The following is a 23465-nucleotide window of genomic DNA, read 5'->3' on the forward strand; positions in this document are numbered from 1 at the left end:
ATGGCGCAATGCGGGGCATGATCCGGAAGTGGAGCCAGCTGTTCCGGAAAGATCACGCTCAAACGAGGCACCGGTCTTCATTCTCGATGGCGTCTTCTGAAATCACCCTAGAAGCTGTAGCCGACATCGGCGGCATTCCGGCCGCCGAATGGGACGCCTGCGCCAATCCCAAGGCGGATGCGGACAGCATCCATCACCTCGACACGCTTGCCTCGCCCGGTTCCGCAAAGGATTGCCAGACCGCCGCAAGTTCGGGCTATAACCCATTCGTTTCCCATGCCTTTTTTGCTGCCGCCGAAGCCTCCAAGTCGGCCTGCGCGCGGACCGGCTGGGGTCCGCGGCATCTGATCGCAAAGCTCGATGGCCGGATCGTCGGCGTCGTGCCCTGCTATCTGAAATCGCACTCGCAGGGCGAATACGTGTTCGATCGCGGCTGGGCCGAGGCTTACCACCGCGCCGGCGGCAGCTATTACCCGAAGCTTCAGGTGTCGGTCCCCTTCACGCCCGCGACCGGGCCGCGGCTGTTGATCCGCGACGGCGTCGACCGCGAGGTGATCGGCTCGGCGCTGGCGCGGGGCCTGCGGGCGCTCTGCAACGCCACCGAGGCGTCCTCCGTGCATGTGACGTTCGCCCGCGAGGACGAGGCCAGGTTCCTCGGCGCCCACGGTTTCCTGCAGCGGACCGACCAGCAGTTCCACTGGCACAATCAGGGCTACAAGACCTTCGACGACTTTCTCGGCTCGCTGAACTCCCGCCACCGCAAGGGCATCAAGCGCGAGCGCCGCGAGGCGGTCGCCGCCGGGATCACCATCCACTGGCTGACCGGCTCGGACATCACCGAGGACGCCTGGGATGCGTTCTTCGAATTTTACATGGAGACCGGCTCGCGCAAATGGGGCCGGCCGTATCTGACCCGAGAATTCTTCTCGCTGATCGGCGAGACCATGAGCCGGGACGTGCTGCTGGTGATGGCCAAGCGCAACGGCCGCTGGATCGCAGGCGCGATCAACTTCATCGGCTCGGACACGCTGTTCGGCCGCAACTGGGGCGCGATCGAGCACCACCCGTTTCTGCATTTCGAGGTCTGCTACTACCAGGCGATCGATTTCGCGGTTCAGCGCGGGCTCAAGGTGGTCGAGGCCGGCGCGCAGGGCGAGCACAAGCTGGCGCGCGGCTACCTGCCGCAGACCACCTATTCGGCGCATTTCATCGCCGATCCCGGGCTGCGCCGTGCGATCGCCGATTACCTCAAGCGCGAGCGCGACTATGTCGCCGAGGTCGGCCGCGAGCTCACCGAGGCCGGCCCGTTCCGCAAGACGGTCGACGACGACGCTTGACGTCTCCGCCGCCACCTAGGCAATAAATCAGCATCATCGAGGAGCCGCCGCCATGCCCGCCGCCTACGACAACAACAACATCTTCGCGAAGATCCTGCGCGGCGAGCTGCCCTGCTACAAGGTCTATGAGGACGAGCACGTGTTCGCGTTCCTCGACATCATGCCGCGCTCGCCGGGGCACACGCTCGTGATCCCGAAGGCCCCTGCCCGCAACATCCTCGACATCAAGCCCGACGACTACGCCCATGTCGCGCGCGCCTCGCACAAGATCGCCGCCGCCGCGATGAAGGCGTTCGAAGCCGACGGCATCACGGTGCAGCAATTCAACGAGCCGGCCGGTGGCCAGGTCGTCTTCCATCTGCACATGCACGTCATGCCACGCAAGGACGGCGTCGCACTGCTGCCGCCCGCGAGCCACAAGGAAGACGGCAAGAGGTGCTGGAGGCCAGCGCGGCGAAGCTGATCGCAGCGTTGAAGTAATCCCCGCTGTCATTCCGGGGCGCGCGGAGCGCGAACCCGGAATCTCGAGATTCCGGGTTCGATGCTTCGCATCGCCCCGGAATGACCGGTTGAGAGATTCTACTCCGTCTCAAAGTCCCCGGCCTGCGGCGGAGCCAGCGGGGTGAACTCGCAGCGATCGGGCTTGACGTCGATCAGCGGCGTCTCGTCGAGGCAGTCGAGGCCGCGCACCAAGATGACGTTGCCCTCGACGCCGACCAGCTTGACGATCGAGGTGCCGATCGGATTGGGGCGCACCGGCGAGCGCAGCGAGAAGGTGCCGCGGGTGTTGCCGTTGTTCTTCGGGCTTTGCAGCACGATGTCGCGGCGCGACTGGTGCAGCCAGTACAGCACCTCGAGATTTGAATAGAAATCGACGCCCTTGATCGCGGCGACCCAGGGCTCGAAAATCTCGAGCCGGCACACCGGGCCGTCATGCCGCCCCTGTCGCGGCGTCGCCAGCCGCGAGGTCCAGGGCGTGCGGATGCGGCCGATGAAGACAAGCGCGGCATCGCGCGCCGTCGGCATGTCGACGGCGACCTCGCCCTGGCGCAGTTCCATTTCACGTACCATGTGTCAATCCAGCGATATGTTCAGCGCCTTGACCACGCCCGCCCATCGCGCGCGATCGGTATTCACGAACTTGTCGATCTCGGCCTGGCTCTTCGCATGCAGCGGCGGGAAACCGATCTTGAGCAGCGAAGCGCGGAACGCTTCGTCGTTCAAGGCCCGGTCGAGGCTCGCCTTGATCTTGTCGGCGACGTCGTCAGGCACTTTCGACGGCGCTGCGATACCATACCAGACGCTGACCGCATAATCGGGATAGCCGCTCTCGGCGATCGTCGGCAGATCGGGCAAATCGGGGATGCGCTCGGTCGAGCTGACGCCGAGCGGCCGCAGCATGCCCGATTTGACCGGCGGCAGCGCGGTGCCGAGCGTGTCGAACATCAGCTGGATGTTGCCGGACAGCAGATCGGTCAGCGCGGGTCCTGCGCCCTTGTACGGCACGTGGGTCATCTCGACGCCGGCCATCTGCTTGAACATCTCGCCGGCGAGATGAACCGTGCCGCCGGTGCCCGCCGATCCGAAATTGAGTTTTCCGGGATTCTTCTTCGCGTAAGCGACGAACTCCGCGATCGTCCTCGCCGGCACCGACGGGTGCACCTCTATGATCATCGGCGCGTCCGTGATGACGGACAGCAGGTGAAAATCCCTGGCCGGATCGTAGGGCAGCTTCTTGTAGAGCATCGGATTGAGCACGAAGATCGAGGCGGCCGTCACGAACAGCGTGTAGCCGTCGGGATCGGAGCGCGCCACCGCCTCGGCGCCGATCGCGCCCTGCGCACCGGCCTTGTTCTCGACCACGACCACCTGCTTGAGATCGCGCCCGAGATATTCGCCGACGATGCGGCCGAGCACGTCGGTCGGCCCGCCCGCGGCATAGGGCACCACGAGCTTGATCGGCCGCGTTGGATAATCCGCGGCACGCGCCGGCAGCGTCGCCGCCAGCAACGCCGTCAGAGCAACAATGATTAGCGATGATGCGCGCCGCTGCATGCCGTTTCCCCGTTGTCTTGTTCTTGGGGAGCGAGAGTAGCGGATAATGCGGACGCCGCAATCAGCCGAGCCAGTATTTGCCAGCGATCATGACGACTTCGCCTGCGATCACGCCGGCGAAGATCGATTTCCTCGCCAGCATGAACACGACAAAGCCGGCGGCGACGGCGCCGTAGCGCAGCCAGTCCGGCACGCTGGCGAGCGCGCCCGGCGGTTGCACCACGATCTGCGCGATGATACCGGCGAGGATCGCGGTGGCGACCGCCTCACCCAGACCAAGAGTTCGGAGTTCTCGTCGATGCCGCCGCCGAACCACAGGCCGAGCATGCGCCAGATCTGGTTGGGGATGACGCCCGCGACGAACAGGATCGCCAGCGCGTGCCATTCGCCGATGAAACCGCTCATGCGCGCGCCCCGACGATGCCTGCCCTCGCGCGGTGCACGGCATAGGCGATGGTGCCGGCGACGACGCCGCTGACCAGGATGTCGACGCCGCTGTTCAGCATCGCCGCCAGCGGGAACAGCAATAGGCCGAGCACCAGCGCGATGACATCGGCGAGCTCGCGGCAGTTGCGCGCCGTGGAGAACAGGAAGGCGAGCGGCGTCAGCATCAGCATGCCGGCGGCGAACAGCGGCGTGAGGTTGGCCGCGAGCATGTAGCCGATCGTGTTGGCGATCAGGCAGACCGTGACCAGGCCGCAGCCGAGCCCGTGGATGAAGGCGATCCGCCGGTTGCGCGGCACCTGCGGCAGGAAGCGGAAGCATTCGACCCACAGCGTCACGGCGGTGAGATGCGCCACCAGGATCAGATGCCGGCGCTTGGTCTGTTCGGTCCGCATCATCGGCAACACCGACACCACCATCGGAAACAGGCGGATCGCGCTGACGGTGACCGCGATCGCCGATTGCAGCACGGTGGCGCCGGAGCCGAGTGTCGTGATCACGATGATCTGCGCAGGGCCAGCCCAGACGAACGCCGTGCTCGCCAGGGTCCAGCCCAGCGAGAAGCCGGAATCATGCGCCAGCGCGCCGATGCCGAGATAGGTCGCAAACAGCACCAGGGTCAGCACGGTCGCGCCGATCGACCGCGCGCCCCATAGGAAGGCGCGGAATGAGGTGTGCCATTGCGGAGAATCGAGCGGAGGAAGCGCCACGGGGAACCGGATGGTTTGCAATCGCGGCGGCTTAGGGCGCTGACAACGCAGGGTCAAGCAAGAGACGGCACAGGGCGGGTATGCGCCTTGGTAGCCCGGATGAAGCGCCAGCGAAATCCGGGGCCGCTCTTGCAACCGGCGAGAGCTGTCCCGGATTGCGCTTCGCTTCATCCGGGCTACCGATCCACGCAATCACGCCCTGTTCTTCAGCACGAAGCAAGCCCCGCCCGCCTTGCGGATGCGGTTGCACAGGCCGTCGGCCTCGGGGCGCGTGTCGGCGCCGATGCGCACCTGGTAGAAGGTCGCGCTGCCGCGGGTGCGAAGCCGTGAGCTCAGCAAACTCGGATCCTGATCGCCGATCACGTTGGCAAGGCGCTTGATGGCGCGGGCATACATCGCGAGCGCCTTGTCGCGGCTGAAGCCGGCGGCAAGCTGCACGCCCCAGACCTTGGCGGCCGACAGCGTGATGTGCTGCTCGAGCCCAGCGACGAACGGATTCGGCGCGCGCTTGAGCAACGCCATCAGCTCGCGGCAGCTCTTGGTCGGCGCGCGCTGCGGCATCTTGCCGTTGCGACCGGCGGCGGCCCAGTCATCAACGCTGGAGCCGGTGATCGCGGAGACGTAATTGCGCGTCTCCTGCGGCATGTAGCCGGAGCCGGCGAGCCAATCCTGGATCCGGCGCGGGCCGGCATTGTAGGCCGCGGCCGCGAGGCCGAGATTGCCGAACTGGTTGCGCAGCTCGCTGAGGAATTCGGCCGACTTCGGCAGCGCCTGCACCGGATTGAACGGATCGAGCAACCCGCGCTCGTTTGCCGTGCCCGGCATGAATTGCGCGATGCCCTGCGCGCGCTGGCCGTTGCGGGTCATCGGACCAACCGCATCGGCCTGGAAGCGGCTCTCCTGCCAGATCACGCGCGCGAAGAATTCGAGCGGCAGATCGTTGGCCCGCGCCGCCGACTCGATCATCAGGCACATCGCCTCGCGGGTGTCGCTCTCGCGCACATCGTCCGCGGGCTTGTCGGTCGCCGCCGCGGGCTTCTCGGCCGGCGCTGCGGGCGTATCCGCCGGGGACGCGGCAGGTTTGTCGGCCGATGGTGCGGCCTGCTCTCCCGGCGGTGGCGCAGGCGGCTCCGCCGGCGCGGCCGCGGGCTGCTCAGCGGGCTTGTCCGGGGGCGGCGCTGCCGGCTGCTCGGTGCCAGGCGGCGGCGCCGGGGCCGCGGCCGGAGCGTCCTCCGCGCCGACGCGGGCCGGCGGCACCAGCAGCACAAGCATGACCAATGCGGCGCAACGACCGGTTCGCATGGCAATTCTGTTCCCGTGCGGGCGCGGCTTGACACCGCAAGCTCGTGGTCTAGCTATGGACTGAAATGATGGCGCGCAAAAGGGAGCGCAAAATGGCCGCAGCATCCGACGATCAACTCGGCTTTGCCCCCGATGACGACGCCCCGATCGGCTATATGAAGCGAACCCGCGATTATTACGCGGCTATCGGCTACACCACCCCCTACCGCTGGGCGCATTACACCTCCGCCCCGTTCCAGCCCCTGAAGAAGCCGCTGAACCAGTCCCGGGTCGCCATCATCACGACCGCGGCGCCGTTCGATCCGGCACGGGGCGACCAGGGTCCCGGCGCGAAATACAATGGCGGGGCCAAGTTCTATGCGGTCTATGATGGCGACACGTCAAAGCAGCACGATCTGCGGATCTCGCATATAGCCTATGACCGCACCCACACCACGGCGACCGACAACGGCACCTGGTTCCCGCTGGCACAGCTGAAGCGCCTCGCCGCGGCCGGCATGATCGGCGACGTCGCGCCGCGCTTCTTCGGCGCCCCGACCAACCGCAGCCACCGCGTCACCATCGAGACCGACGCGCCCGAAATCCTCAAGCGCTGCCGTGACGACAAGGTCGACGCCGCGGTGCTGGTGCCGAACTGCCCGGTCTGCCACCAGACCGTCAGCCTGGTGGCGCGGCACCTCGAGGCCAACGGCATCTCCACCGTCGTGATGGGCTGCGCCAAGGATATCGTCGAGCACGCCGCGGTGCCGCGCTTCCTGTTCTCCGATTTCCCGCTCGGCAATTCCGCCGGCAAGCCGCAGGACGTCGCCTCGCAGGCGTTCACGCTGGAGCTGGCGCTGCGCGTGCTTGAGCAGGCGCCCGGTCCGCAGACTACCGTGCAGTCACCACTGCGCTGGAGCGCGGACCATGCCTGGAAGCGCGACTACAGCAACGCCGATGCGCTCAGCGCCGAGGAGCTGGCCCGCCTGCGCCGCGAGTTCGACGCGCAGAAGGAAGTCGCCAAGGGGCTGCGCGAGCGCGTGGCGTAAGGCTCGGCGCTAGACACGAGCACTTAGCCAACTCAAGGCGTCGTCGCTCGGCTCGACCGGGCGATCCGGTATTCCAGAGACACTAGTCAGTCACGGAGAAGCCGCAGCGTGCTGGCATGGCGCGGACAAGCCCGGCCATGACGGAGCAATGTTGAGGTGAGCTCTCAGGCGGATGGCGCCGCCGCGACCTGTACGGCGGTGAGCATGCCGGTCCGTTCATGGCAGCCGAGATATTCGAAGAACTGCTCGTCGGCGCCTGCCACCGTGACCTCGTGATACAGCCTGAGCTTGGCGTTCGGCCCCAAGGTCGAGAGATACTTCATCGCCGCGCCAAAAATCCTGACATGGGTCGGGTGCGATTCCGCCCAGCGCTCGAGTGCCGCAAGGCTCTTCCACCAGCTCTGGCCGTAAGACTTTTCGGTCGGCCTGCCCTCCGCATCGACAACGCGCATGTAGCGGTTGGCATAGCAGCCGATCGGCACACCGTCGTCGCGCAGGAAATCCATGCCCTCGCGCAGCACCGGCTCGACATCGTCGAGATACATCTTGCGTTCCGCTGCCTCGGTATCGCTCCAATCCTGTCCGGAACGGATCAGGCAGAGATTGTCATGCGCGACCACACGGATGCGTGCGCCGTCGCGGATCACGCGCGGCTCGCCGCCCGGCGTCATCGCGTCGGTCTGCGACAGCGGGATACGGTCGCGCATGCCGCCCCAATAGGCGTGCTCCTGCACCTCTCCGCTCATGCCGTCGGCAAGCACCGCGACGCCCTCCGGACGGCCCAGCGACGAGAACAGCGTCTCGTAGCGCGCAACATGCGGCCGCAGCACCTCGATGAAGCGACCGACGCCATCGCCGGCGCCGCTGCCGGTCCAGGCCTCGCGCGCGCCGTCGAACCAGGCGTCGAAACGCCCGGCGTCGTCCCAATAGGCGACCGAGACGACGTTGGTGTAGCCGGCCTGGTCGACATATTGCGCGCGGTCCCAATGCGTCGGGCCGTTCTCGCCGGCAAAGCGTTTTGCGATCGATGCCAGCGCGTCGGTCGCCGCCGCGCTCCGCTCACCGCGATATTGTACGCCGAAATAGGCCATGATCACGCGCGTGACCGCGGGCTTGTGGCGCGCAACGAAGGACGGATAAGGCGGCGCGTAATCGTCGGGCACACGCCGATGACGCGATCGGACTGTCTGCAAATGAGATGGAATGGCGGATTCCATGGCAGTCGCCTCCGGTTGGATGTCGTGCTTTCAGCTCGCGGCCGCGTCGATCTCCTCAAGGCTGTCGAGCGGCAGCGCGAAATGCTCGACGCGCTTCGAGGGCTTCTTGTTCAGCAGCAGACGCGTGACATCGGGGCGCGAATAGTGTCCGGCCGGATCGGCGGCATTCTTGGCGATCCCGATCGCGCCGAGATCGATATCGGCGAGCAGCAGGCCCTCCTGCTCGGGCGGCAGCTTCTCGGCGATCGAGCTGCCGTCCGGCCCGTAGATCGCGGCATGTCCGCCGCCGACATGCAGCAGCGCGTGCTTGTCGTCGCGGTCGCACATCTCGTCGACCATCGCCTGCGAGACCGTGGCGCAGGGCGCCAGCACGAAGCACGAGCCTTCGACCGCATAGACCCGCGAGGCCGCGTTGTTGACCTCCCAGCCGAGCGCCGGCGCGAACGGATCATACAGCGAGAAGCTCGGCCAGGCCGCGACATGGACCTGCTCGTTCTGGGCGTACATCGCGTATTTCGACAGCGGCTGCAGATGCTCCCAGCAGCACAGCGCGCCGAGCCGGCCGATGCCGGGACGGTCATGCACCGCAAGATCGCTGCCGTCGCCTTCGCCATAGACGGTGCGCTCGGCATGGGTCGGCCGCAGCTTGCGCCGCTTCGCGATGGTCTCGCCGTCGGGTCCGATCAGCCATTGCGCGAGGTAGAGGCTGCCGCCGTCGCGCTCGGACAGGCCTAGCACCGCGGTCATGCCGGCCTTCTTGACCGCGAGCCGCAGCTTCTCGGCCTGCGGGCTGTCGTAGCTCAGCGAGTTGTCGAAATAGCGCTGCACGAAGCCGCGTCCGATCGCCCAGGCCGGCGAGTCCAGCCAGATGTACCAGGGATAGCCGGGGATGAAGGCCTCGGGAAACGCGATCAGCTTCGCCCCTTTGGCGGCGGCCTCCACGATCAGCGCGATGGACTTGGCGATGGAGGCGTCGAGGTCGAGCCAGGCAGGTGCGGCCTGCACCACCGCAACGCGGTATTTCGGATGTTCGATGCCCATGATGTCCTCCTCGCGGCCGACGCTTGCGGCCGGTTCGTGCTTGATCGGCCATGGCGGCCTCTGACATCATGCTGCCCCGGGACCGGGCACGCCGTTCGACCAGGACGGAAGGAAAATTCGACTGCGGAGGAGATTCCCCGGCCGTCCCCGGTATGAAGCTTGCTTTGTTTGCGTGGCCAGCGTTTGCACTCGTGAAGGGAGGAAATCATGCCGGCCCTGTTCACCACGGAAGACGCGCCCACCCATCGGCGCCTTGCGCTCTGGCAGGACATCGTCTGCGACGTGTTCGTGCAGCTCGACTGCAAGTCCGACCTCGGCACCGCCTTCCACGGCGCCATCACCAGCGCGCAGCTGGGCGCGGTGAAATGCTCGGTCGTCTCGTCGAGCCGGCAACGGGTGCTGCGTACCCCGTCGCGGATCGCTCGCGCCAGCGAGGATTTTGTTCTGTTCGCCCTCGGCCGGAGTGGCGCGGGCGGCGTAGTGCAGGACGGCCGCGAGACCGTGATCCAGCCCGGCGAGTTCGCATTCTACGACACCACCCGGCCCTATGAGCTGCGCTTCAACGCCGACTTCACGCAGACCATCTTCCAGGTGCCGCGCGCCATCCTGCACCGGCGTTTCGCCGGCACCCAGGGCTTAACTGCGACCACGTTCACATCGGATCGTCCCGTGCAGCGGCTCGCCTGGCAGTTCATCGCGGGGCTCTCCGAGATTGCCGACAAGCTCGATCCTGACAACGCGATCCGCCTCGCCGACCAGGCCGCCGACCTGCTCGCGATGGCGATGAGCGAGCGGCTCGGCGGCGCCGCGCTGTCCGCCTCGACCCACCGCTCCGCGCTGCTCTACCGGCTGAAGGCGCATGTGCTCGCGCATCTGCCGAACCCCGAGCTCAACCTCACCGAGACCGCCGCCGCGCTCGGCATCTCGCCGCGCTACGTCAACAGCCTGCTGGCCGACGAGGACACCTCGTTCCAGCGCTTCGTGCTGGCGCAGCGGCTGGAGCGCTGCAAGCGCGACCTCGCCTCGCCGGCGCACGCGCATCGCCACATCGGCGAGATCGCATTCGCCTGGGGCTTTAACGATCTCTCGCATTTCGGCCGCGTGTTCCGTGACCATTACGGCCTGTCCCCGCGCGACTGGCGGCAAAGCCGGCTGCCGAACTAAAGCTTTTTCGAGGGAAGCCATAGGTCTCTTGCGGCGCAAAATAGCCGGGAATCCACGCCCTCACGGATGCAAATATTTACACTAACTGCAACGGGTTCCCCGGCGCCCTTCTTTTCGCTGGGGCGGACCGGTACAGTCGTGCCGTTCATTTGGAGGATTTCCCATGCAGGACCGGCGCCGGAGCGTACGCGAGAAGGTGTTCTATGGTGCGGTTGCGGAGATCAATGAACGCGGCTCGACGATGGATTGCGTCGTCCGCAATATCAGCGAAGGCGGTGCCTGCGTTGAATTTAGCGATGCTGCGCACTTGCCCGAAGAGATGAATCTCAGCGTCGCACGCAAGGGCCGCTCGTTCCTGGCCCGCCTGATCTGGCGCCAGGCTAACAAGGTCGGCCTCGCCTTCCGGATCATGACCTCCGACACGCCGGTCAGCGATCTCGACGAGCGGGTCCGCCGCAGCGAGATCAAGAAGCGGCAGCTTCAGCGGCGCATCAATGAATTGCTCGGCCAGGGCTGAGCCATCTCGGCTCGGAGCCCTCGTTCCAGTCGCGGCCGGCATCCGGCATTCGGGGTTGCAAAGGCCGGGCTAATCCAGCATGCGGTAACCCCCGCAACGCCGGAACCGAGAGCCACTCCACGACATGTCGTCCACGATCATTGAGTATCCCGACGGGCTGCCGCAGCCGCAGCGCAATTGGGCCATTCTCACGATCGCGCTCGGCCTCGTGATGGCCGTCGTCGACGGCTCGATCGCCAACGTTGCGCTGCCGACCATTGCCCGGGATCTGAACGCCAGCCCGGCGTTTTCGATCTGGATCGTCAACGGCTATCAATTGGCGATCACGATCTCGCTGCTACCGCTGGCCTCGCTCGGCGAAATCATCGGCTATCGCCGCGTCTATCTGGCGGGGCTGTTGCTGTTTACGCTGGCCTCGCTGTTCTGCGCGCTGTCGCACACGCTGCCGCTGCTGACGGTCGCCCGCATCCTGCAGGGGTTTGGCGCTGCCGGAATCCTCAGCGTCAACACCGCGCTGGTCCGCTTCATCTATCCGCATTCGCTGCTCGGCCGCGGCATCGGCGTCAACGCGCTGGTGGTCGCGATCTCTGCCGCGGTCGGTCCGACCATCGCCTCGTTCATCCTGGCGGTGGGGACCTGGCCGTATCTGTTCGCCATCAATGTCCCGCTCGGCATTGTCACGCTGGCGCTGGGTTGGCGCTTCCTGCCGCACACCAAGCCGGCGGTTCACGCCTTCGACTGGCAGAGCGCCGCGCTGAGCGCCATCGCGTTCGGATTCGGCATCAGCGCGATCGATAGCGCCGGCCATGGCGGGTCGCTGTATCTCTGCGCATTGGAGTTCGCGGTCGCCGCGGTCGCCTCGCATTTGCTGTACCGGCGGCAGCAGCATCTGCCCTCGCCACTGCTGCCCGTCGACCTGCTGCGGATTCCGATCTTCGCACTCTCGATCGGCACCTCGATCGCCTCGTTCTGCGGCCAGATGCTGGCCTTTGTCGCGATGCCGTTCTATCTGGAAAACCATTTCGGATATTCGGCGGTTCAGATCGGCCTGTTGATCACGCCGTGGCCAATCGCGGTCGCGTTCGCCGCCCCGCTCGCGGGCTGGCTGGTGGAACGCTATCCGGCCGGCCTGCTTGGCGGCATCGGCCTGCTGCTGTTCGCGACGGGATTGGGCACGCTGGCCTTGATGCCGGCCAATGCGACGCCAATCGACGTGATCTGGCGCATGGCGCTGGCCGGCGCCGGCTTCGGCCTGTTCCAGACCCCGAATAACCGCACCATGATCGCCGCCGCCCCGCGCGAGCGCTCGGGCGGCGCCAGCGGCATGTTAGGGACCGCGCGCCTGCTCGGACAGACCATCGGCGCCGCTCTGGTGGCGCTGCTGCTGGCGCGCTATCCGGCTGACGGCACCCGGATCTCGCTGATGGTCGGCGTCGGCTTTGCCGTCGTGGGAGCTGCGCTCAGCACGCTCCGGCTGTCCTCGGCCGGCAGCCGCGGCGCCGACCGGGTGCGGGTCCAGGAGGGCCAGCGGCTGAAGGGCGAGTGACGGCGCGGAGACGCGCCTCCCACCGCCAGAAACAAAAAGGCCGACTGTTCAGCCGGCCTTTTCGTTTGGTTGTTCGCTCGCGCCTCAGACCTTGACCATCGGTCCCTTTGAGGCCGGCCCCTTGGTGCCGCCTCCGCCGCCGTTGGGACCGCCCTTCGGCGGCTTGCGCTTGCGCGGCGGCAGGTTCTCGGGCTTCGGCGTGACCGGGCCCTCGACATATTCGAAGCCGATCTTGTCCTTGGCAGTCGCCTCGTCCTTGACCAGGATGACGCGGACGTGTCCGCCGCCCTTGAGCTGACCGAACAGCACCTCATCCGCGAGCGGCTTCTTGATGTGTTCCTGGATGATGCGCGCCATCGGACGTGCGCCCATCTGCTCGTCATAGCCGTGCTCGATCAGCCAGGCCTTTGCAGGCTCGGACAGCTCGATCGTGACGTCGCGGTCGGCGAGTTGCGCCTCGAGCTGCAGCACGAACTTCTCGACCACCATGCCGATCACCTCGGCATTGAGGTGCGAGAACGAGACGATCGCATCCAGCCGGTTGCGGAACTCCGGCGCAAACTGGCGATTGATCGCGTCGTGATCGTCGCCTTCCCGCTTCGAGCGGGTGAAGCCGAAGGCCTGCCGCGCAAGATCGGCCGCGCCGGCATTCGTGGTCATGATCAGGATCACGTTGCGGAAGTTGACCTGCTTGCCGTTGTGGTCGGTGAGCCGGCCATGATCCATGATCTGCAGCAGCACGTTGTAGAGATCCGGATGCGCCTTCTCGATTTCGTCGAGCAGCACGACGCAATGCGGATGCTGGTCCACGCCATCGGTGAGCAGGCCGCCCTGGTCGAAACCGACATAGCCGGGAGGTGCGCCGATCAGGCGCGACACGGTGTGCCGCTCCATGTATTCGGACATGTCGAAGCGCAGCAGCTCGACACCGAGCGACGCCGCCAGTTGCTTGGCCACCTCGGTCTTGCCGACGCCGGTCGGACCCGAGAACAAGTAGCTGCCGATCGGCTTCTCCGGCTCGCGCAGGCCGGCTCGCGCCAGCTTGATCGACGCCGCCAGCGACTCGATCGCCTTGTCCTGGCCGAACACCGTGCGCTTCAGGGTCTGCTCGAGATGCTTCAGCACCTCGGCATCGTCCTTCGACACGCTCTTCGGCGGGATCCGCGCCATGGTCGCGATCGTGGTCTCGATCTCCTTAATGCCGATCGTCTTCTTGCGCTTGCTCTCGGCGACCAGCATCTGCGCCGCGCCGGACTCGTCGATCACATCGATCGCCTTGTCGGGCAGCTTGCGGTCGTGGATGTAGCGCGACGACAGCTGCACCGCCGCCTCGATCGCCTCGTTGGTGTATTTCAGCCGATGGTAATCCTCGAAATAGGGCTTCAGGCCCTTGAGGATCGCGATTGCGTCTTCCACCGTCGGCTCGTTGACGTCGATCTTCTGGAAGCGCCGCACCAGCGCGCGGTCCTTCTCGAAGTGCTGACGGTATTCCTTGTAGGTGGTCGAGCCCATGCAGCGGATCGTGCCCGAAGCCAGCGCGGGCTTCAGCAGATTGGACGCATCCATCGCGCCGCCGGAGGTGGCGCCGGCGCCGATCACGGTGTGGATCTCGTCGATGAACAGGATGGCGTTCGGATGCGCCTCCAGCTCCTTCAGGACCTGCTTGAGCCGCTCCTCGAAATCACCGCGATAGCGGGTGCCCGCAAGCAGCGTGCCCATGTCGAGCGAGAACACGGTCGCGGCCGCCAGCACTTCCGGCACATCGCTGTCGACGATGCGCTTGGCGAGGCCTTCGGCAATCGCGGTCTTGCCGACGCCGGCTTCGCCGACGAACAGCGGGTTGTTCTTCTGGCGGCGGCACAGCACCTGGATCGCACGATTGATCTCGGCATTGCGGCCGATCACCGGATCGATCTTGCCGTCGCGCGCCTTCTTGTTGAGGTTGACGCAATAGGTCTCGAGCGCCTCGCCCTTCTTCTTGGCGTCCTCGTTGCCCTTGGTCTCGGTTTCCTCGTCGACGCCGCGCACCGGCCGCGCCTCGGACACGCCGGGCCGCTTGGCGATGCCGTGGCTGATGTAGTTGACGGCGTCGTAGCGCGTCATATCCTGCTCCTGCAGGAAGTACGCGGCGTGGCTCTCGCGCTCGGCGAAGATCGCGATCAGGACGTTGGCGCCGGTCACTTCCTCGCGACCGGACGACTGGACGTGAATCACCGCGCGCTGGATCACGCGCTGGAACCCGGCGGTCGGCTTCGCGTCATCGGCGCCGTCAGTCACCAGGTTTTCGAATTCGGTCTCGAGATAATTAACGAGGCTGGTCCTGAGCTTGTCGAGATCGACGCTGCAGGCCCGCATCACAGCCGCCGCATCCGAGTCATCGATCAGCGACAGCAGCAGATGTTCGAGCGTCGCGTATTGATGGTGACGCTCGTTTGCGATCGCCAATGCACGGTGCAGCGACTGTTCAAGGCTTTGGGAAAAAGTTGGCATTCGCGTCCTCTATGGCCCCCTGCCATCATGATCGCCATTACCGGGTCAGGCAATAACAACCTTCGTGATCGCCTTTGATATAGTTACGACGGATCGTGGCGAAAGACCGGTCCCGCGATGATGGTTTTCTTCTAAATTCGGGGCATCGGGGCGTCGCGCGGCGACGCCCGTGATCGTACGGGAACGCCGTTCACCACCATCAAAATCCGCGATGCAAGACCCGTTCCGCGCCTCGCGGCGGGTCAGTCGTTCCAGCGACCTATTTCTTTTCCATCACGCACTGCAGTGGATGCTGGTGCTTGCGCGCGAAGTCCATGACTTGCGTCACCTTGGTCTCGGCGATCTCGTAGGTAAAAACGCCGCACTCGCCGATCCCGTGATGATGAACGTGCAGCATGATCTTGGTCGCCGCCTCGGCGTCCTTGTTGAAGAATCGTTCCAGCACGTGAACGACGAACTCCATCGGCGTGTAGTCGTCGTTCAGGATCAGGACTCGGTACAGGTTCGGACGCTTGGTCTTCGGCTTGACCTTGGTGATGACCGAGGTCGACGGGCCGTTGCCCGTCCCATTGCGGTTGTCATCATTGTTCATTTTCGGCGCCGGCGCGGCGGCCACCGCCGGCATCGACGAAACCGGCTCGGAAATCGGGACTGTCAACGTGGATCGCAACATGGCTCAGGCGTTCGAATTCCCCAAGGGAAACCGGATGGCGGGAAACCGGATGGCAATTGGATGGTGGTCGCGATTGCCGCAAGACTGATCGCGGAACCCCCAGCAATGCTTTCCAGATTGCCGCTCCCGGTCCGATCCGGCGGCCGGATCGACTTCCCGAATATGGGCCTCGCGAGGCCCAGCCGCAAGCGCAGACCCGGCGCGGCCCACCGGTCCGATTCCGGGCGCGGCAACCCTCGGAAGGTTAATCATTTCTGCCCGATTTGACAAAGGAGTCGGGCCGCCAATTTAGACGTCATTGAGGATAGCGAGCGCTTTTGCCCGGCTTTTGAGCCTCCCCCGCGCCGCCCTGCCGGGTTTCCGGCGCCCGATTCACCATCTGTTTAGCGGCGCCGGTCGAGATGCCACCGCAATTCATTTCGACGAGAGTGCCATGCTTGGTTCAGCCATTTCCGATCGCGTCTGCGCGGTAGCTCGCCGGTTTTCCAGGGCAAATAACGGCAATGTCGCGGTGATCTTCACCTTCGCAATGCTGCCGCTCCTCGCTTTCGTGGGAGCCGCGATCGACTATACCCGCGCCAACAACGCCCGCTCCGCGATGCAGGCGGCGCTCGATTCGACCGCGCTGATGCTGTCCAAGGATCTGACCATGGGCAACATCACGGCTGCGGATATCCCGAGCAAGGCGCAGACCTATTTCACCGCGCTTTACACCAATAAGGACGGCCAGGGCATTTCCGTCACGGCGAACTACACCACCCCGACCTCGAGCGCGGCGGCCACCATCCTGCTGGGCGGATCCGGCCACATCAAATCCGATTTCATGCAGCTGGCCGGTTTTCCGACGCTGGGTTTCAAGAGCTCGACGACCACCACCTGGGGCAACGTCAAGATGCGCGTCGCCCTCGCCCTCGACAACACGGGATCGATGTCGGACGACAACAAGATCACCGCGCTGCGCAACGCGGTGGCCGGAACCGGCGGGCTGATCGACCAGCTCAGCGCGCTGAGCAAGAACAATGGTGACGTCTATATCTCCGTCATTCCGTTCGAGAAGGTCGTCAATGTCGGCACCAGCAATGTCGGTCAGAGCTGGATCGACTGGACCGACTGGCTCAATCCCCCGACCACGCAGCCCGCCAACGGCACCATGCAGGCAAGCCTGCCGATGAACTGGCACGCGGTCGGACCCGGTGCGCGATGCCCGTGGACCAACAACAACGGCGGCTTCACCTGCCAGAAGAGCCCGACAAATACGGGCAGCGCGAACTACATCCCCTCGAGCGGGACCTATTCAGGCTACATCTGCCCCAGCGTCGATGCGAACTCCTACACGCGCTACAATGGCTGCTGGGTGAGCACGCAGGTCGGCACCGGCGTGTTCTGCAGCGGCTCGACGTCGTGCAGCTGTCCGAAGAATTCGTCGGGTAACGATGTCTCCGGCTGCAGTTGCGGCACCTCCGGCGGCGTCTATCAATGCACCGGCAAGCTGTATACCCACGACTGGACGCAGCCCGGCCCCAACGACACGGCCGACAATCAGGGCCAGCCCCGGGTCAGCGCCGTCGTCGGATGGACCAACAATCAATGGACCTCGACCAACCAGATCCCCACCGTGAAAAACGACTGGCGGCAAGCGTCCACCAACCCGATCGGCAACTGGACGGGCTGCATCGCCGACCGCACCCAGCCGAATGATGCGACCGGCGTGCTGCCGGCGTCATCCGACGTCACCACGCTTTTCCCGGCCAACGAGCTCTTTGAGAACGGCTACTCCTACTGCAGCAGCAACTCCTCGCCGCAGCTCGAGCCGATCATTCCGTTGAGCTACAACTGGACCGCGCTCAAAAATGCGGTCAACGCGATGCAGCCGACCGGCGGCACCAACCAGGCGGTCGGCCTGGCGTGGGCATGGCAGTCGCTACTGGTGGGCGGCCCGTTGAACACGCCGGCGGAGGACTCCAACACCACCTACAACCGGGTCATCATTCTCTTGTCCGACGGTCTGAACACCGAGGACCGCTGGCCCGAATACGGCGACGGCCGCACGCAGGCCTCCGGCAACCCGATCGACGCCAGGCAGGCCCTGCTGTGCCAGAATCTGCAGGCCGCGAAGGACTCCAGCGGCCAGCCGCTGTACACGATCTACACGATCCAAGTGAACACGCACTCGCCCGCCGATCCGACCTCGACCGTCCTGAAGAATTGCGCCAGCACGCCCGACAAATTCTTCATGCTGACCAGCTCGACCCAGATCCTGACGACGTTCAACACGATCGGAACCGCCCTCAGCAAGCTGCGGCTGGCCAAATAGTCCCCGCTTCAGGCACAGCAAAAAAGCCCGGCCAAACAGCCGGGCTTTTCGCTTGTCTTGGTCCGCTGCGCTTACTGAGCAGCGGGCGCGAACTTGGAGACCAGACCCTCATAGGGCTTGAAGGTCTGCTTGGCGCAGTCGCTGTACAGGCCGGCGATCTTCTGCGATTCCGCAACGAAGGTCTCGTAGGACGAGCGCAGGTACTCGGTCTGCGCCTCGAGCGCCTTGTCCAGCGACTTCACGCCCGACAGCTTCTCGACGAACGACTTGGTGTCCTCAAAGGACTTCTTGGCATAGTCGCCATAGGCGGTGGCGATGGCCTGAACGCCGCTCTGCAGGTTGTTCGCCGACGCGGTGACCGACTCGAAATGCTCTTTGCCGTAGTTCTGAATGTCTTCGATCTTGACCATGGATGGAATTCCTTTTCCCAGACTTGAAGGCGCAAATTCCCATTGCCGGGAAGCTCCCGGCCCCCTGACGCCGATAGCCATATCGCATCGCACAATAGAGTCAACGAATATTGTGCATCGCACAATCCCACAACCCCGAATCTCCGGCATTCGCGATAAACCCCGGGGGACTACGCAACGGTTGCTTAATCTTTTGGAAACTCGGTCCGCCTAACCTGATTCCCGGACTTTGTTCGCCTTCCGACAGACAGCCTCGAAAGCTGTTTGTGAACAACACCTTAGCTAGAAGAGCGACCTGAGCCGCCACCTCGGCCGATGGTTCTGCCCGAAGTGGTTTGTTGCGCAGGCAAGGATCGATGGCCGCCGGGCACAATTTCGCCTCACGAGCCAGTGATCTAGATAGAAATTGGGACGGGGAAGTAGATGCTTCGAACAACCTTGGCCTCCTCGCGGGCGCTGCGAGTTGGCGTTCTTGGGCTCGTTACCGTCACGACGGCGATCCTGATCACGAGTGATAGCGCCGAGGCGCGCCGTCACCGGCGCCACTACGCCCGTCACCACCACAGCCAGGAAGCGCGCGCGAGCTACAGCCCGCAATTCGCGTCGATCATCGTCGACGGCAACACCGGTTCGGTGCTCACCGCCACCAGTCCCGACGGCCTGCGCCACCCGGCCTCGCTGACCAAGATCATGACGCTCTATCTGCTGTTCGAGCGCCTCGATTCCGGGAAGATGAAGCTCGACACCGAAATGCCGGTGTCCGAGCACGCCTCCGAACAGGACCCGACCAAGCTCGGCCTGCGGCCCGGCTCGACCATCAAGGTCGAAGACGCCATCAAGGGCCTGGTCACCCGCTCGGCCAATGACGCCGCGGTCGTGATCGCCGAGGCGATCGGCGGCAGCGAAGACGATTTCGCCCGGATGATGACCCGCAAGGCCCGTGCGCTCGGCATGAGCCGGACCGTTTATCGCAACGCCTCCGGCCTGCCCAACGATGAGCAGGTGACGACGGCGCGCGATCAATCGACTCTCGGCCGCGCGATCCAGGACCGCTTCCCGCGCTACTACCGCTACTTCTCGACCTCGGTGTTTAACTTCCGCGGCCAATCGATCCGCAACCACAACCATCTGCTCGGCAACGTCGAGGGCGTTGACGGTATCAAGACCGGCTACACCCGCGCGTCCGGCTTCAACCTCGTGACCTCGATGCGCCGCGGCAATCGCTTCCTGGTCGGCGTGGTGCTTGGCGGCCGCAGCGGCGGCTCGCGTGACGCCATCATGCGCAACCTGCTCGCCGAGAACGTCGGGAAGGCCGCGACCACCCGCACTGCCGCAGCGATCACCGAACGCAATCCGGCCGACGCCAATGTCGAGGTCGCCGACGCGGATAGTGCGCGCGCGCCGGACACTTCGCCGGTCGCGGCATCGGAGCCCGCCGCTGCAGCTGCCGCGATCCAGGCGCCGCGCCCGGCCAGCAAGCCCTCGCTGATGGCGGCGGCCGCCGCCGCGCTGCCGCCGCTTCCGGCCAAGCCGGAGCCGCAGGCCAAGCCCGAGCCGGCGCCGCTGACCTCAGGCGTGATCCAGACCCAGCCGATCGCCGCGATCCCCGGCTCGGCTGAACCGATGAAGCCGGTCAAGGTGAAGACGGTGCAGGTCAAAGCCGGCCAGATCAAGCTCGCCGCGGCCGGCCCGGCGCAGTCCGCGCCTCCGATCACCAACACGATCCCCTCGCGCGGCGAGGTCCCCGAGACCTCCAATGCGATGATGGCGCGGGCCGCCGAGACCTCGAGGCCGGAAATGCCGCGGCAGCCGGCCAATTTCGGCACCGGCAATGGCATCCTCGGCGTGCTACCGGCCTCGGCCGTCCATGCACCCGCTACCCCGGCGCCACAGGCCGTTGCGTCGATCGAGCCCGCAACCCGCAGCGTGCAGGCCGCTCCGCCGACCAGCTCAGCAAAGCCGAGCGCCGCGCATACCGGCTGGATCATCCAGGTTGGCGCGCTGGAGTCCGAGGGCGAAGCCAACAAGCGCATCGACCTGGCGCGCAGCTCGGCCCGCGGCCTGCTCAGCAAGGCGGACCCGTTTACCGAGGTGGTCGCCAAGGATAATCGCAAGCTCTATCGCGCCCGTTTTGCCGGCCTCGAGCGCGATCAGGCCGAGGCGGCTTGCAAGACGCTGAAGCGCGCTGAGATCTCCTGCATCACCGTTCGCAACTGATCGTCAGCATCTGCTGATTTCGAACGGCCGGCGCCGCAAGCGCCGGCCGTTTTGCTTTTGCCGCCGCGAAAACAGCCGGCCGTCCGCGAGCGGCGCAACCATGAAACTTCTCGTCAAGATTTTACGGTTAAGTTTTCCCGAAAGAGCGATCGGCCACGCCGGACAGCGGCGGGCCAGACGGGGCATCAATCAGAAACGGAAGGCAGCTCTCGGCTGTGGCGTTGGTAGCGTAGCCGGAGTTAGAGATGCGTGCGAAGCAGAGTGTCCTTGGCCTCGTTCACACGGGCCGCGAGGTACGTCGAGCCCCCCTGGTCGGGATGGAGTTTCTTCATCAGGGTTCGGTGAGCCCGGCTGATGTCGTCGCGCGACGCTCCCGGCTGCAGGCCAAGGATCTGATAGGCCTCCTCGTTCGTCATTTTGCCGCCCGACGCCGCACGGCCCTGCCCCCGTGCCCGGTCGCCCTGTGCGTCCTGACGCCAGGCGGGAAAGCGGCGGTCCAGATAGCTTTCAAGTAGCGCGACGCTCTCGGCGTCGAAGCTCGGGACCATCGCCAATAGCTGCGACAGGTCGAACTCATCGAGCATGCGGCCGGCCTGCGGTCCGGCCACGATCTGGCCCCTGAGCACGCCGCTGCGGTGATCGAGGGTCATATCGAGATATTGCGAGCGCACCCGCGAGCTTTGTCCCTGGCTGCGCGAACCGCCGAACATACCGCCGAGATTGGGAAATCCGGTGCTTCCGAACGGCGACCAGCCGAGCAGTCCGGCGCCGAAAATGCCGAGCGGAATTGCCACCGCCAGTTCGCCCCGCACGCCGGTAAAGGCCGCGACCGCCAGCGCGAGCACCCCGCCGCCGATCTTGATCGCGCGCGCAAGCACGGCGGGATTGGCCGCACGGAACATCTGCAGCGCGGAATAAAGGACGACAACGGCGATGACGCCGGCGATCAGCGTTGGCATGTCGGGAATATAGGCGGCCCGGCGGCAAAAAGCATGCGAAGCTTCGTCTCACCGGCATCAGGCGGAGCCTGACGCGATGCGGCGCTATTTCATCTGGCCGATCAGCTTCGCCGCGCCGCTCGTCGTCTTCGCCAGTTGCAGCAGCGCCTCGCGGCCGCCGGCGGCATAGGCTGCGGCGGCACGCAGCAATTCGCGGAGCTGGGCGGCCGCGCCGGGATCGAACCTGCACCAGGCGCCGCCGGTCAGTCGCGCGATCTCGCGAAACGTTTGCTCGGCGGTCGCATCCCTGCCCTCCTGGAACATGAAGACCGGCACCTTGAGCAGGCCGAGCTCACCGGCTTTGGCGCAGAGATCGTCGGCGCTCTCCTCCATCGCGTCGCCGACGAACACCAAGGCGCGCACCCCTGCCTCGACCGCTTCGCGACGCGTCTCGGACAGCACCTTGCCGATCTGGGTGTTGCCGCCCTGGCAATCGATCTTGCTCATCAGCCGCGCGAGCTGCGCGCTGTCGGAGATCCAGCCCGACGCACGGCATTCATTGAAGCCGCGATAATAGACGAGGCGGATATCGAGACTGCCGAGCGCGCCGGCCTCGCGGAACATGTCCGCCTGCAGCGTGCACGCCATGTCCCATGTCGGCTGCCGGCTCATCGTGGCGTCGAGCGCGAACACCAGCCTGCCGTGGGCGCCGGCGCGATGCGGCGACATCGCCCGCGCCTTGGCGACGAATGCCGCGATGTCGTTCGCGCTGGATGCCGGCACGCCAGGCGCATGGGCCGGGCGTACATCGCTTCCGGATGTCGGTTTGATCGTCTTGCCGGCCATCAGCGCTTGCCTCGTACAGCAAACACTATGTGGGCCGCGGCAGTGGATTGGTCAACGTGAGAGGCCAGCCTGGACCGCGAGCCGCCCGGTCAATTCGTGACCGACGGATCCTTCTTCGTCTCGGTCTTGGTCAGCGAGAGCGACTTCTTGAGCTTATCGGTCAAGGTCTGAGGTTTCTCGACCGGCACGTAAAGCGAGACGGGACCGGGCTCCAGAATCTTCGGCGGCGCATTCCTGGTGTCGACCGGCGCGACAGCGCTGTCGGTATCGGCGAGGAATTTATCGAGCATGGCCTGGATCGAGTCCTTGGCCTTCTCGGGCCCGGTGTCACGCATGTCGTTGTGCTGGAAGTTGGTGTTCACCACGGTGATGCCGGCCTTCTCGCATTCGTCGGCATCGGGAACGACGCCCGGATCCGGCTTGAACTGCGAGTCATGCGAACGGAACGACAGGATCTTGAACTTGCCGTCGGTCATGAACGGCACGCGCAGATTGTCCAGCGTCACCACCTTCTTGATCTCGTCCGGATATTGCTTGGCGAAATACATCGCGATATCGCCGCCATTGGAATGGCCGACCATCGTCAGCTTGCTGTAGTCCGCGTTCGGCTTGCGCTTCTTCATCTCCTCGATCGCGAACTTGATGTTGGTGATGCCGCGCTGGTACTGCGGCAGGCGGCCGACATAGAGCTCACCGACCTTGGTCACCATCGGCCCGTCCGACGGCAGGTCGTTCTGAATGCTGATGGTCAGATAGCCGCGCGCCGCGAACACGTTCGCGAGGAAGGAATATTCGGTGAATTTGACGGTATTGCCATGATTGAGGATCGCAACCGGCAGCGTGATCATGCCAGCGTCGGCCTGCATCTCCTTGTCGAAGCGCACGGCAACGTCGACCGCGACCGGCCGCTCATCGCGCGTCGGGTCCTTGAACATGAGAGTTTCATGACGGATCGCCCACTTGCTCGCGGTGAAATAGGCCGCCGTGATCACCACGGAGAGAGAAAGCAGAACGAGAATTCCACGCTTCATGACGTCCTCGAGGTGCCCGCCTTTTCAGGGCTATTCTTGGCCGGAGACTCTTCGGCCTCCTTTTGAGAATATATGTCACAGCGCTGTGACAGGAAGTCTAAAAGTTGGGACTTCGCAGCACGTTCATTGTGCGGTGCACACAACCTTTGTGCATTCGCTTCTGGCGCCATGGCTCTGCGGCACGA

General features: G+C 65.2%; 20 protein-coding genes and 2 pseudogenes. 9 read left to right on the plus strand and 13 right to left on the minus strand.

Annotated elements, in window-relative coordinates:
* Nucleotides 1–86 precede the first annotated feature (86 nt).
* Together ACVMIH_RS09855 and ACVMIH_RS09860 are read left to right on the plus strand one after the other, a co-directional pair.
* Nucleotides 87–1337, plus strand: a complete 1251-nt coding sequence (locus tag ACVMIH_RS09855; protein ID WP_456861535.1) for a GNAT family N-acetyltransferase — start codon at nucleotides 87–89, stop codon at nucleotides 1335–1337.
* A 52-nt stretch (nucleotides 1338–1389) separates the two neighbouring features.
* Nucleotides 1390–1817: pseudogene (locus ACVMIH_RS09860) on the plus strand (HIT family protein).
* A 99-nt stretch (nucleotides 1818–1916) separates the two neighbouring features.
* On the opposite strand, the gene tsaA reads toward ACVMIH_RS09860, so the two are convergent.
* The 5 genes and pseudogenes from tsaA to ACVMIH_RS09885 form a co-directional block, all read right to left on the minus strand.
* The gene (gene tsaA / locus ACVMIH_RS09865) at nucleotides 1917–2408 is read right to left on the minus strand and encodes a tRNA (N6-threonylcarbamoyladenosine(37)-N6)-methyltransferase TrmO (protein ID WP_026192858.1); all 492 of its coding nucleotides are present in this window, start codon (nucleotides 2406–2408) and stop codon (nucleotides 1917–1919) included.
* 3 nt (nucleotides 2409–2411) lie between these two features.
* Entirely contained in the window at nucleotides 2412–3392 is a 981-nt protein-coding gene (locus tag ACVMIH_RS09870; RefSeq protein WP_456861537.1) for a Bug family tripartite tricarboxylate transporter substrate binding protein, read from the minus strand.
* A 61-nt stretch (nucleotides 3393–3453) separates the two neighbouring features.
* Nucleotides 3454–3797: pseudogene (locus ACVMIH_RS09875) on the minus strand (AzlD domain-containing protein).
* The gene (locus tag ACVMIH_RS09880; RefSeq protein WP_028336401.1) at nucleotides 3794–4546 is read right to left on the minus strand and encodes an AzlC family ABC transporter permease; all 753 of its coding nucleotides are present in this window, start codon (nucleotides 4544–4546) and stop codon (nucleotides 3794–3796) included. Before ACVMIH_RS09880 ends, ACVMIH_RS09875 begins: the two are co-directional and overlap by 4 nt.
* Nucleotides 4547–4738: 192 nt before the next feature.
* A complete protein-coding gene (locus ACVMIH_RS09885; protein WP_245311827.1) occupies nucleotides 4739–5848 on the minus strand; it encodes a lytic transglycosylase domain-containing protein in 1110 nt (369 codons plus the stop codon).
* A gap of 92 nt (nucleotides 5849–5940) precedes the next feature.
* Between ACVMIH_RS09885 and ACVMIH_RS09890 the strand changes: the two genes are divergently transcribed.
* Nucleotides 5941–6876 (plus strand): glycine/sarcosine/betaine reductase selenoprotein B family protein, encoded by a 936-nt coding sequence (locus ACVMIH_RS09890; protein ID WP_057020879.1) that lies wholly within the window; start codon nucleotides 5941–5943, stop codon nucleotides 6874–6876.
* Between the two features lie 164 nt (nucleotides 6877–7040).
* On the opposite strand, the gene ACVMIH_RS09895 is transcribed toward ACVMIH_RS09890, so the two are convergent.
* The gene (locus tag ACVMIH_RS09895) at nucleotides 7041–8093 is read right to left on the minus strand and encodes a phenylacetaldoxime dehydratase family protein (RefSeq protein ID WP_057020809.1); all 1053 of its coding nucleotides are present in this window, start codon (nucleotides 8091–8093) and stop codon (nucleotides 7041–7043) included.
* Nucleotides 8094–8123: 30 nt separating this feature from the next.
* Complete coding sequence (locus ACVMIH_RS09900; RefSeq protein ID WP_057020810.1) at nucleotides 8124–9134, minus strand: carbon-nitrogen hydrolase family protein; 1011 nt, start codon at nucleotides 9132–9134, stop codon at nucleotides 8124–8126.
* A gap of 207 nt (nucleotides 9135–9341) precedes the next feature.
* On the opposite strand from ACVMIH_RS09900, the gene ACVMIH_RS09905 reads away from it, so the two are divergent.
* The 3 genes from ACVMIH_RS09905 (at nucleotide 9342) to ACVMIH_RS09915 (ending at nucleotide 12361) form a co-directional block, all read left to right on the plus strand.
* Nucleotides 9342–10298: an AraC-like ligand-binding domain-containing protein gene (locus ACVMIH_RS09905; RefSeq protein WP_057020811.1), complete on the plus strand. Its 957-nt coding sequence runs from the start codon at nucleotides 9342–9344 to the stop codon at nucleotides 10296–10298.
* A gap of 163 nt (nucleotides 10299–10461) precedes the next feature.
* Nucleotides 10462–10815 (plus strand): PilZ domain-containing protein, encoded by a 354-nt coding sequence (locus ACVMIH_RS09910; RefSeq protein ID WP_057020812.1) that lies wholly within the window; start codon nucleotides 10462–10464, stop codon nucleotides 10813–10815.
* A gap of 124 nt (nucleotides 10816–10939) precedes the next feature.
* Nucleotides 10940–12361 carry an MFS transporter gene (locus ACVMIH_RS09915; protein WP_057020813.1) on the plus strand — a complete coding sequence of 474 codons (1422 nt, stop codon included), beginning with the start codon at nucleotides 10940–10942 and terminating at the stop codon, nucleotides 12359–12361.
* A gap of 84 nt (nucleotides 12362–12445) precedes the next feature.
* Here ACVMIH_RS09915 and clpA read toward each other — a convergent pair whose 3' ends face one another.
* Both clpA and clpS read right to left on the minus strand, forming a co-directional pair.
* A complete protein-coding gene (gene clpA / locus ACVMIH_RS09920) occupies nucleotides 12446–14851 on the minus strand; it encodes an ATP-dependent Clp protease ATP-binding subunit ClpA (protein ID WP_057020814.1) in 2406 nt (801 codons plus the stop codon).
* A gap of 259 nt (nucleotides 14852–15110) precedes the next feature.
* Nucleotides 15111–15443: an ATP-dependent Clp protease adapter ClpS gene (clpS, locus tag ACVMIH_RS09925; RefSeq protein WP_038385792.1), complete on the minus strand. Its 333-nt coding sequence runs from the start codon at nucleotides 15441–15443 to the stop codon at nucleotides 15111–15113.
* On the opposite strand from clpS, the gene ACVMIH_RS09930 reads away from it, so the two are divergent.
* Complete coding sequence (locus ACVMIH_RS09930) at nucleotides 15436–15612, plus strand: hypothetical protein (RefSeq protein WP_156436563.1); 177 nt, start codon at nucleotides 15436–15438, stop codon at nucleotides 15610–15612. The two genes, clpS and ACVMIH_RS09930, sit on opposite strands and share 8 nt — an antisense overlap.
* Before the next feature lie 345 nt (nucleotides 15613–15957).
* Nucleotides 15958–17838 carry a TadE/TadG family type IV pilus assembly protein gene (locus ACVMIH_RS09935; protein WP_057020815.1) on the plus strand — a complete coding sequence of 627 codons (1881 nt, stop codon included), beginning with the start codon at nucleotides 15958–15960 and terminating at the stop codon, nucleotides 17836–17838.
* Between the two features lie 71 nt (nucleotides 17839–17909).
* On the opposite strand, the gene ACVMIH_RS09940 is transcribed toward ACVMIH_RS09935, so the two are convergent.
* Complete coding sequence (locus ACVMIH_RS09940; protein WP_016844841.1) at nucleotides 17910–18248, minus strand: phasin family protein; 339 nt, start codon at nucleotides 18246–18248, stop codon at nucleotides 17910–17912.
* A 423-nt stretch (nucleotides 18249–18671) separates the two neighbouring features.
* On the opposite strand from ACVMIH_RS09940, the gene ACVMIH_RS09945 reads away from it, so the two are divergent.
* Nucleotides 18672–20465, plus strand: a complete 1794-nt coding sequence (locus ACVMIH_RS09945) for a serine hydrolase (protein ID WP_456861542.1) — start codon at nucleotides 18672–18674, stop codon at nucleotides 20463–20465.
* 239 nt (nucleotides 20466–20704) lie between these two features.
* Here the strand turns inward: ACVMIH_RS09945 and ACVMIH_RS09950 are convergent, their stop codons facing one another.
* From ACVMIH_RS09950 to ACVMIH_RS09960, 3 genes are all read right to left on the minus strand, one after another.
* Nucleotides 20705–21424, minus strand: a complete 720-nt coding sequence (locus ACVMIH_RS09950; RefSeq protein ID WP_456785127.1) for a DnaJ domain-containing protein — start codon at nucleotides 21422–21424, stop codon at nucleotides 20705–20707.
* An 84-nt stretch (nucleotides 21425–21508) separates the two neighbouring features.
* Nucleotides 21509–22249 (minus strand): vWA domain-containing protein, encoded by a 741-nt coding sequence (locus ACVMIH_RS09955; protein ID WP_168857453.1) that lies wholly within the window; start codon nucleotides 22247–22249, stop codon nucleotides 21509–21511.
* A gap of 89 nt (nucleotides 22250–22338) precedes the next feature.
* Entirely contained in the window at nucleotides 22339–23280 is a 942-nt protein-coding gene (locus ACVMIH_RS09960) for an alpha/beta hydrolase (RefSeq protein WP_057020818.1), read from the minus strand.
* Nucleotides 23281–23465 lie beyond the last annotated feature (185 nt).

The sequence above is a fragment of the Bradyrhizobium sp. USDA 4503 genome (genome assembly GCF_054055815.1).